This is a genomic window from Actinacidiphila acidipaludis (assembly GCF_019890725.1).
GTDB lineage: Bacteria > Actinomycetota > Actinomycetes > Streptomycetales > Streptomycetaceae > Actinacidiphila > Actinacidiphila acidipaludis.
Genome location: NZ_JAINZZ010000113.1, coordinates 1 through 8,659 on the forward strand (window position 1 = coordinate 1; position 8,659 = coordinate 8,659).

Sequence of the window (8,659 nt, forward strand, 5' to 3'; positions counted from 1 at the left end):
GGGGAACATGGGGGGGGCCGCCGGAACCGCCGGTCCGGCGGACTCCGGGGACGCGCGATGAGCGGGTACCGGGACGGACCGGACCGGCAAGCCGGCCCACGTCCGCTACACCTGCGAGAGCACCATCCCGGCCCCGCCGAGCAGCGCCACGTCGTCCACGGCCGCCGTGCTGACCAGGACCCGCGGCTGCTCGGCGCCGTCCCAGACGACGTCGGAGCGCAGCCGCTCCTCGATCAGCCCGCGGAACCGCTCGCCGCCCTCGCGCGCCTCGCCGTGCAGCACGAACAGGCCGGGCGCGAAGAGCTGCTGGATGTTCACCAGTCCCAGGGCGACGTTCTCGGCGTACTCGGCGAGCACCTGCCCGGCCGCCGCGTCCTCGCGCTCCACCAGCGCACCGAGGGATATCGCGTCCCCGAGTCCCGCGGCCCGCGCCCGGGCCCGCAGCCAGCGGGTGGTGGCGACGGTCTTCCAGCATCCCCGGCTGCCGCAGGTGCAGCGCTCCCCGCTGGCCGAGACGGTCATGTGGGCGCCGCTGCGGCCGCCGGGCGGGGCGAGCACCTGACCGGCGTAGAGGATGCCCACGCCGAGCACCTCGCCGGTCGAGACCGACGCGAAGGTGCGGCGGCCGCGGCCGGGACCGAACCACCGGTCGCCGAGTACCTGGAGCCGGGCGTGGTGCTCCACCCTGACCGGCACTCCGGTCAGCGCCCGCAGCCGCTCCGCCACCGGGTAGCCCCGCAGCGCCGGCACGTCGTTGACCTCGGTGATCAGACCCGCGTCGGGGTCCACCAGACCGGCCGCCGCGACGCCGATGCCCTGCGGGGCGCCGCCGGCGAACACGCCGGCGGCACGGGCGAGCGCGGCGTCGAGGTCGGCGGGCACGGCGGTCGCCGCGTCGTAGCCGGTCTCGGTCCGCTCCAGGACTCTGCCGGACATGTCCAGCACCGCGGCCCTGATGCGGCCCGGCACCAGTTCGACCGCCCCCAGCCTGCGCGGAGCGCGCGGCGCGACCGGTTCCGGCTCGGGGTCGGGCACCAGGCGCAGGGGGAAACGTTCGTCGGTCATGGCCCGACTCTGCCACGACCGGGATTGAGGAAGGTAGCGCTGTGATCCACCGGAAACTGTCCGAGGCCACCTGGCGGGAGGTGCGCGCGGCCGGGGAGCGGGGGATCGCCCTGCTCCCCATCGGCTCCCAGGAACAGCACGCCGCCCATCTGCCCATGGGCACCGACACCCTGCTCGCCGAGGAGGTGCTCGACCGGGCCACGGCCCTGCTCGGGCGGGAGGGCGACGTCGCCGAGCTGGTGCGGCTGCCCGCGCTGCCCTTCGGCCACAGCCCGCACCACCTGTTCGCCGCAGCGGTGTCGCTGAGCGCGGCCACCCTGGGGGCGGTGCTCGACGACGTCCTGGACTCGCTCGCCACGTCCGGTTACCGCCGGATCATGGTGGTCAACGGGCACGGCGGGAACGACGAGATGATGCGGCTGGCCGTCAAGCGGTTCGCGCTGCGCTCCGACGTCACCGTCGCCGCCTGCTCGTACTGGACGGTCACGGCCGGGGAGGGCGACGGGGAACGGCCCGACGTCACGCCCGGGCACGCCGGCTGGTTCGAGACGTCGCTGATGCTGGCGGCCCGCCCGGACCTCGTCCGCACCCCGGTTCCGGCCCGCGGACCGGTGGAGCCGCCGCCGCTGTTCGACAACCCGCCGTATCCGGGCCTGACCGTGGAGCGCCACGGGGAGTGGGCCAGGGTCGGCGGGTCGACCGACGACGCGTCGTCGGCCGACGCGGAGCGCGGCCGGCGGCTGCTGGACGCACGGGCCGCCGGACTGGCCCGCGCGATCCGGGCGTTCGACGCGGCCACCCGCTGAGCCGGGCCGCGGTCCCCGCCGCAACCGCAACCGCCGCACCCGCAACCGCCGGATCCGGCACGACCGGGCCCGGCACCACCGAGTTGGAGAGAAGAAGCATGAAGATCGTCGATGTCGACGTGTGGGTCGTCAACCTGCCGCTGGTCAACCCGTTCACCAGCTCTTTCGAGACGAAGACCGGAGAGACCCGCACGGTGGTGCGCATCAGGACCGACAGCGGCGTCGAGGGGTGGGGCGAGACCATGTGGGGACGCCCGGTCGCGGCGATCGTCCGGACGCTGGCCGAGGATCTCGTCGGCACCAGTCCGTTCGCGCTCGAACGCTTCCATCGAAGGCATCACATGGTGCCGTTCTTCCACGGCTACCTCGGGTACGCGGCGCTCGCCGCGATCGACGTGGCGTGCTGGGACGCGATGGGCAAGGCGACCGGGCAGCCGGTGACGGACCTGCTGGGCGGCCGGGTCCGCGACGAGGTGCCGATCACGGCCCTCGTCACACGCGCCGACGCCCCCGGGGCGAGCGGCCCGGCGCTGGCCGCGGCCCTGGCCGAGCACGCCGTGCGGGTGGTCGACGAGGGCGGCTTCGAGGCCGTCAAGCTCAAGGGCACCAAGGACGTCCAGGGGGATGTGGCCATCCTGCGGGCCCTGCGCGCGGCCCTTCCCGGGGTGAACCTGCGGGTCGACCCCAACGCGGCCTGGTCGGTGCCGGACTCGGTGCGGGCGGGCATCGCCCTGGAGGAGCTGGACCTGGAGTACCTGGAGGACCCGTGCTCCGGCATCGAGGGCATGAGCCAGGTGAAGGCGAAGGTCCGGATCCCGCTGTGCACCAACATGTGCGTCGTGCGGTTCGAGGAGTTCGCGCCCGCGATGCGGCTGAACGCCGTCGACGTCATCCACGGTGACGTCTACAAATGGGGCGGCATCGCGGCCACCAAGGCGCTCGCCGCGCACTGCGAGACCTTCGGGCTCGGCATGAACCTGCACAGCGGCGGCGAGTTGGGCATCGCGACCGCGGCGCACCTCGCGGTCGTCGCCAGTACGCCGGTGCTCTCACGGGCCATCGACAGCATGTACTACCTGCACGCCGACGACATCATCGAGCCGCTGCACCTGGAGAGCGGGCGGCTCCGGGTCCCGGAGGGGCCCGGCCTGGGCGTGACCGTGGACGAGGACAAGCTGCGGCACTTCGCCGCGGTCAACGAGCGCGAGGGAGACCTGACCCGATGAGCGGGCACGGCAGGCAGGCGGTACGGACCGGCGAGGCGCCGCGTCCGGCGGGAGCGTACAGCCAGGGCGTGTTGGCGGGCGGGCTGCTCTTCACGTCCGGGTTCGGTCCGCAGGATCCGGCGACCGGCGCGGTGGCCGGGACGGTCGAGGAGCAGACGGCGCAGGTCCTGCGCAACGTCCGGGCGGTGCTCGCCGCGCGGGGCCTGACCCTGGACGACGTGGTCAAGGTGACGGTCCATCTGCAGCACCTGCGCCGCGACTTCGGCGCCTACGACGCGGTCTACCGGGAGTTCTTCACCGAGCCGTACCCGGTGCGCACCACCGTCGGGTCCGACCTGATGGACATCCTCGTGGAGATCGACGTCGTGGCAGTCCTCCCCCAGTGAGCAGTGGGCCGCCCGGCCGTGATGGCCGGGCGGCCCGTGCCGTGAACGCCGTCCAGGAAGGGTCAGCCAGTGAAGGTGCCGGTGCCGGTCGCGGACCGGATGCTGCCGTCGCCGCGCCGCAACGCCTCGGCGGCCTCGTCGCACGTCATGCCGGTCAGCAGCATCACGATCGCGGTCTTCGCGTGACCGCCGGCCTGCGCCAGGGCCCGCTCGGCGTCGTCCGGTTCGGCGCCGGTGGCCTGGACGACGATGCGCCGGGCCCGGTCCACGAGCTTGGCGTTGGTGGCCCGCACGTCGACCATGAGGTTCCCGTAGACCTTGCCCAGCCGGACCATCGTGGCCGTGGAGAGCATGTTGCAGACGAGTTTCTCGGCGGTGCCGGCCTTCAGCCGGGTGGAGCCGGTGAGCACTTCGGGGCCGGTGACGACCTCGATGGCGACGTCGGCGTGCCGGCTCACCTCGGCGTCCGCGTTGCAGGCGACGGACACCGTGGCGGCGCCGGTCGCGCGCGCGTGGCGCAGGCCGCCGATCACATAGGGCGTGCGGCCGCTGGCGGCCAGTCCGACGAGCACGTCCGCGGAGGACAGTCCGGCCGCCTCGAGGTCGGCCACCGCCAGTTCCGGGTCGTCCTCGGCTCCTTCGACGGCGGTGATGAACGCGCCGGGGCCGCCCGCGAGCAGGCCCATGACCTGCTCAGGCGCGGTACCGAAGGTGGGCGGGCACTCGACGGCGTCCAGAAGCCCGATCCGGCCGCTGGTGCCCGCGCCGAGGTAGATCAGCCGCCCGCCCCGCCGCAGCGCGGCCTCGGCGGCCGCGACGGCTTCGGCGATCCGGGGCAGGGCCCGGCGCACCGCGAGCGCCACGGTCTGGTCCTCGTCGTTCATGGCGGTGAGCAGGTCCGCGACCGGCATGCCGTCGAGGTGGGCGGTGCGCTCGTTGCGGGTCTCGGTGCCGAGGGTGCCCAGCGTGCTGAGGTCCGTGCTGAGTGCCGTGCTGCGTGCCGTGCTGGTGTCCACGGGGCGTCGTCGTTCCTTTCCGGGTGGTGCAGGCGCGGGCGGCGGTCAGCCGCCCGACGGGGTGCGCCGGACCGGTGGGCGCTTGCGTCGTTGCACGGCGCCGTAGGTCCGCTGGAGCGCTGTGGCCGTCACGTCGAAGGAGCGCTGTGCCACTCCGACGAACAGGCAGTCGACGACCGCGAGTTGGGCGATGCGGCTGACCGTCGCGCCGGACCGGAAGGGCGTCTCGCGGGCGCAGGTGGTCAGCACGATGTCGGCGCCGTCGGCCAGACTCGATCGCGGGAAGTTGGTGAGGGCCACGGTGGTGGCGCCGAGTTCGCGGGCCGCCTCCAGCGGCTCGACGGCGTCGGGGGTCTCGCCGGAGTGGGAGATCGCCACGGCGACGTCGCCGGGGCCGAGCAGCGCGGCGGCGGTCAGCGCCGCGTGCACGTCGGTCCAGATGAAGGCGATCAGGCCGATGCGGTGCAGCTTCTGCTGGAGGTCCTGGCCGACGAAGGCGCTCGCGCCGACGCCGAAGATGTCGATCCTGCGGGCGCCGGCGACGGCGTCGACCGCACGGCCCAGTTCGGCGATGTCGATGCCGGCGCAGGACTCCTCCAGCGCCCGGACCTCGTTGTAGATGATCTTGCGGACGACGTCCTCGAGCTGGTCGTCGGCGCTTATGTCCGTGCCCAGGGCGGGCCGGTCACCCCCGAGGGCGTTCTCGTGGGCCGCCGCCGCGGCCAGGGCCAGGCGCAGTTGGGGGTAGTGGGTCAGACCCACCGCCCGGCAGAAGCGCAGGACCGTCGCCGCCGAGGTGGCGGCCCGCTCGGCCAGCGCGCTGATGGCCAGGCCCGCCGCCTGGGCCGGGTCGGCCAGGACGATGTCGGCCACGCGCCGCTCGGAGGGTGCCAGGTCGGGCAGCGCGCCGCGGATGCGCTTGAGGACGTCGACCGCGGCGGGGTCGTGCGACGACTCCTCCGGTGTGCGACGTGAGACCTGGCGGGCCATGGATCCTCCTGGATGGGTGGGCGTCAGCGTAGTCTTCCAGGCCACCGGTTGGCAAAAAGTAACGTGCGGATCGATGCAAAGTTACTTATTGACATCCGGAGGAGGTTGTTCCGATACTCGCTCGACTGCACCGCACGCCGTCCGTCACAGGTCACGGCGCGCCGGCCGCGGTCCCGAACGGCAAGAGAAGGGCAGGGAGATGTCGGCAGTACTGGCCGTGGACCTCGGCAAGACCGGCTGCCGTGCCCAGATCTGGGACGGCCCGGTCGGCCGGACCCTGGCGGCGGGCGAGGCGCCCGGCGCACCGGGACTGGCCGAATCCGGCGGTGTCGCGGCGGCCCTGTCCGCGGTGCTCGGCGCGGCCCGTCCGCTGCTGGCCCACCTCGGCGAGCGGCGTCCGGCCGGGATCTGCGTGGGCGCGGCCGGAGCCGCCGCCGCCCCCGAGGCCGCCCGTGAACTGGCCGGGCTGCTCCTGGCGGAGCTGCCCGTCGGCGAAGCCGCGGTCACCAGCGACGCGGTGACCGCCCACGCGGGCGCCCTCGGCGGAGCCACCGGCGTGGTGCTCGCCGCGGGCACCGGCGCCGTCACGATCGGCCTCGGCGACGGCGGGACCTTCGCCCGGGTCGACGGCTGGGGTCCCTGGCTCGGCGACGAGGGCAGCGGCGCGTGGATCGGCCGCACGGGCCTGAGCGCCGCGCTGCGCGCCCAGGACGGCCGCGGCCCCGCGACGTCCCTGACCGACGCGGCGGCCGCCGTGTTCGGACCTCTGGACCGGCTGCCCCAGGCCGTCGGCGGCACGAGCAATCCGGCCCGGGCCGCGGCCTCCTTCGCCCCCTCGGTCGCGGGCGCGGCGGCCTCCGGCGACGCGGTCGCCGCCGCCGTCCTGCGCGACGCCGCGGCCCACCTGGCCGAGGCGGTCGCCGCGGCCGCTCGCGCCGTGGCCGGCGACGGCCCGGTGCCCGTCGCCCTCACCGGCGGCCTGACCCACCTCGGCGCACCCCTCACCGGTCCCCTGCGCGCGCTGCTCGCGCGGTCCACGCCGCCGCTGGACATCCGCCCGGCTCTCGGCGACCCGCTGGACGGGGCGCGGCGGCTGGCCCTCGGCGGCTGCGCCGCCCACGAACCCTTCGTCGTCCGCGTCGGCCGGACCGGCCGGTCCGACCGGAACCACCTCCTCGCGGCGTCGCCCTGAGGCCGGGCCGCACCGCTCGGGCCGGACTCCCCCTCCGGCCGGCGGCCCACCCGATCCCATCGTCCCCGGTGACACCACCGGCCAGTTGTAAGGAGTGAGCGTGCGTCAACTCGACCTCGTGGTGATCGCCGTCTACCTCGTCGCCATCGCATGGATCGGCCTGCGCCTGTCCGGACGGCAGAAGTCGGCGAAGGACTACTTCGTCGGCGAGGGTCACATGCCCTGGTGGACCGTGTCGTTCTCGGTGGTCGCCACCGAGACCAGCGTCCTGACGGTCATCAGCGTTCCCGGCGGCGCCTACAGCGGCCAGGGCTTCGGCAACGTCGAACTCGCCCTCGGCTACGTCATAGGCCGCATCGTGGTCGCCACGGTCCTGATCCCGCTGTACAAGCGGGGCGGCTTCGTCAGCGCCTACCAGTACCTCGGGCACCGCTTCGGCCTGAAGCTCCAGGGCCTGGCGTCGGTGACGTTCGTGTTCACCCGGCTGCTCGCCGAGGGCGTGCGGCTGTTCGCGTCGGCCATCCCGATCAAGCTGCTCCTCGACGAACTCGGCGTGCACGCCGGCTACAAGGTCATCATCCTGGTGCTCACCCTGATCACCGTCGTCTACACCTACCTGGGCGGCATCAAGGCGGTCATCTGGACCGACGCCATCCAGATGGGCCTCTACCTCGGCGGCGCCATCCTCGCCGTCGCGGTGCTCACCGGGCACGTCGGCGGCCACGGCTTCTCCCAGGGCCTGCACAACGGCGAGTTCAAGCTCTTCGACACCAACTTCGCGCTGGACCACATCCTGACGAGCTCGTTCGCGCTGCCCACCGCCATCATCGGCGGCGCCATCTTCGCGATGGCCAGCCACGGTTCCGACCAGCTCATCGTGCAGCGCATCCTGGCCACCCGCACCCTGCGGGACGGCCAGAAGGCGATGATCGCCTCCGGCATCTTCGTCACGATCCAGTTCGCCGCGTTCTCGCTCGTCGGCGCCCTGCTCTGGTCGTACAACAAGGGTGCCAGCTTCAAGGACCTCGGGCTGAAGAGCTCCGACAACCTGTACCCGCAGTTCATCCTGCACAGCCTGCCGGTCGGCATCTCGGGCCTGCTCGTGGCGGGCATCCTGGGCGCCGCGATGGGCTCGCTGTCCTCGGCGCTCAACTCGATGTCGAACTCGACGGTCTCGGACATCGCGCACAACCTCTTCAAGGCGTCGCCCTCCGACGAGACGCTGCTGAAGCTCGCCCGGGTCATGACCCTGGTGTGGGCGGTGCTCATGGCGATCTTCGCCTGTGCGTTCAGCACCAGCTCCGGCAACGTCTACCTGACCGGTCTGACCATCGCCGGGTACACCTACGGCGCGCTGCTCGGCGCGTTCCTGCTGGGCCGGCTGGTCAAGCGGGCCAACGAGATCGACGCGGTCGTCGCGTTCGTGGTGACGGTGGGCGTCATGACCTACATCGTGCGCGACGTGAAGATCGACGTGTCGGTGGCCGGCGCGACCGTGCCCACCGCGATCGCCGCACAATGGCTGGTGCCGATCGGCGTCGTGATCACGCTCGTCGTCGGCGGAGTGATGAGCCTGTTCCACGGCGCACCGGCCGCGGCTCCGGCCCTGGAGGCCAACGGCCCCGACCACGGCACCGACCACGGCGCCGACGCGGACGCGCTCGACACGGCGGCCGGCAGGCCGTGACCCGACTCCGGGCGGGGCAGCCGCGATCCGGCGCGCCCCGCCCGGTCCCACGTCCGCCCGACGGGCCGGACGCCGCGCGGCGGTTCGCCCCCGCCTCGGCGCCCGGCCCGGCCCTCCGAACGAGTGGAGCACCATGCGCGTCATCGGCCTGATGTCCGGCACCTCCTACGACGCGATCGAGGCCGCGGCGGCCGACATCACGCTGGAGGGCGACACTCTCGTGCTCCGCCCTCTGGGCCGGGTGAGCACGCAGTACCCGCAGGAGCTGCGCGACGCCATCACCGCGGCCCT

At 73.6% G+C, this 8,659-nt stretch carries 9 protein-coding genes; 6 read left to right on the forward strand and 3 right to left on the reverse strand.

Annotation, left to right across the window (positions count from 1 at the left end; all coding sequences use genetic code 11):
• Positions 1 to 105: 105 nt before the first annotated feature.
• A complete protein-coding gene (locus K7862_RS36655) occupies positions 106 to 1,065 on the reverse strand; it encodes an ROK family protein (protein WP_222970057.1) in 960 nt (319 codons plus the stop codon).
• Between the two features lie 41 nt (positions 1,066 to 1,106).
• Between K7862_RS36655 and K7862_RS36660 the strand changes: the two genes are divergently transcribed.
• From K7862_RS36660 to K7862_RS36670, 3 genes are all read left to right on the forward strand, one after another.
• A complete protein-coding gene (locus K7862_RS36660; RefSeq protein ID WP_222970059.1) occupies positions 1,107 to 1,871 on the forward strand; it encodes a creatininase family protein in 765 nt (254 codons plus the stop codon).
• 98 nt (positions 1,872 to 1,969) lie between these two features.
• A complete protein-coding gene (locus tag K7862_RS36665) occupies positions 1,970 to 3,097 on the forward strand; it encodes a mandelate racemase/muconate lactonizing enzyme family protein (protein WP_222970061.1) in 1,128 nt (375 codons plus the stop codon).
• Positions 3,094 to 3,483: a RidA family protein gene (locus K7862_RS36670; protein WP_222970063.1), complete on the forward strand. Its 390-nt coding sequence runs from the start codon at positions 3,094 to 3,096 to the stop codon at positions 3,481 to 3,483. The genes K7862_RS36665 and K7862_RS36670 overlap by 4 nt, the downstream gene beginning before the upstream one ends.
• Positions 3,484 to 3,545: 62 nt before the next feature.
• Here K7862_RS36670 and murQ read toward each other — a convergent pair whose 3' ends face one another.
• Complete coding sequence (gene murQ, locus K7862_RS36675; protein WP_372461731.1) at positions 3,546 to 4,499, reverse strand: N-acetylmuramic acid 6-phosphate etherase; 954 nt, start codon at positions 4,497 to 4,499, stop codon at positions 3,546 to 3,548.
• Between the two features lie 45 nt (positions 4,500 to 4,544).
• Positions 4,545 to 5,489, reverse strand: a complete 945-nt coding sequence (locus K7862_RS36680) for a MurR/RpiR family transcriptional regulator (RefSeq protein WP_222970065.1) — start codon at positions 5,487 to 5,489, stop codon at positions 4,545 to 4,547.
• A 199-nt stretch (positions 5,490 to 5,688) separates the two neighbouring features.
• On the opposite strand from K7862_RS36680, the gene K7862_RS36685 reads away from it, so the two are divergent.
• The 3 genes from K7862_RS36685 to K7862_RS36695 all read left to right on the forward strand — a co-directional run.
• Positions 5,689 to 6,681 (forward strand): N-acetylglucosamine kinase, encoded by a 993-nt coding sequence (locus tag K7862_RS36685; protein WP_222970067.1) that lies wholly within the window; start codon positions 5,689 to 5,691, stop codon positions 6,679 to 6,681.
• 100 nt (positions 6,682 to 6,781) lie between these two features.
• Positions 6,782 to 8,368: a sodium:solute symporter gene (locus K7862_RS36690; RefSeq protein WP_222970069.1), complete on the forward strand. Its 1,587-nt coding sequence runs from the start codon at positions 6,782 to 6,784 to the stop codon at positions 8,366 to 8,368.
• A 133-nt stretch (positions 8,369 to 8,501) separates the two neighbouring features.
• On the forward strand, positions 8,502 to 8,659 hold a 158-nt coding region (locus K7862_RS36695), incomplete at its 3' end, for an anhydro-N-acetylmuramic acid kinase (RefSeq protein WP_222970073.1).

Bases quoted from the DNA above. Each gene is read 5' to 3' on its own strand.
- K7862_RS36670 (WP_222970063.1), top strand. From the start codon at position 3,094: ATGAGCGGGCACGGCAGGCAGGCGGTACGGACCGGCGAGGCGCCGCGT.
- K7862_RS36680 (WP_222970065.1), bottom strand. From the start codon at position 5,489: ATGGCCCGCCAGGTCTCACGTCGCACACCGGAGGAGTCGTCGCACGAC.
- K7862_RS36685 (WP_222970067.1), top strand. From the start codon at position 5,689: ATGTCGGCAGTACTGGCCGTGGACCTCGGCAAGACCGGCTGCCGTGCC.
- K7862_RS36665 (WP_222970061.1), top strand. From the start codon at position 1,970: ATGAAGATCGTCGATGTCGACGTGTGGGTCGTCAACCTGCCGCTGGTC.
- K7862_RS36655 (WP_222970057.1), bottom strand. From the start codon at position 1,065: ATGACCGACGAACGTTTCCCCCTGCGCCTGGTGCCCGACCCCGAGCCG.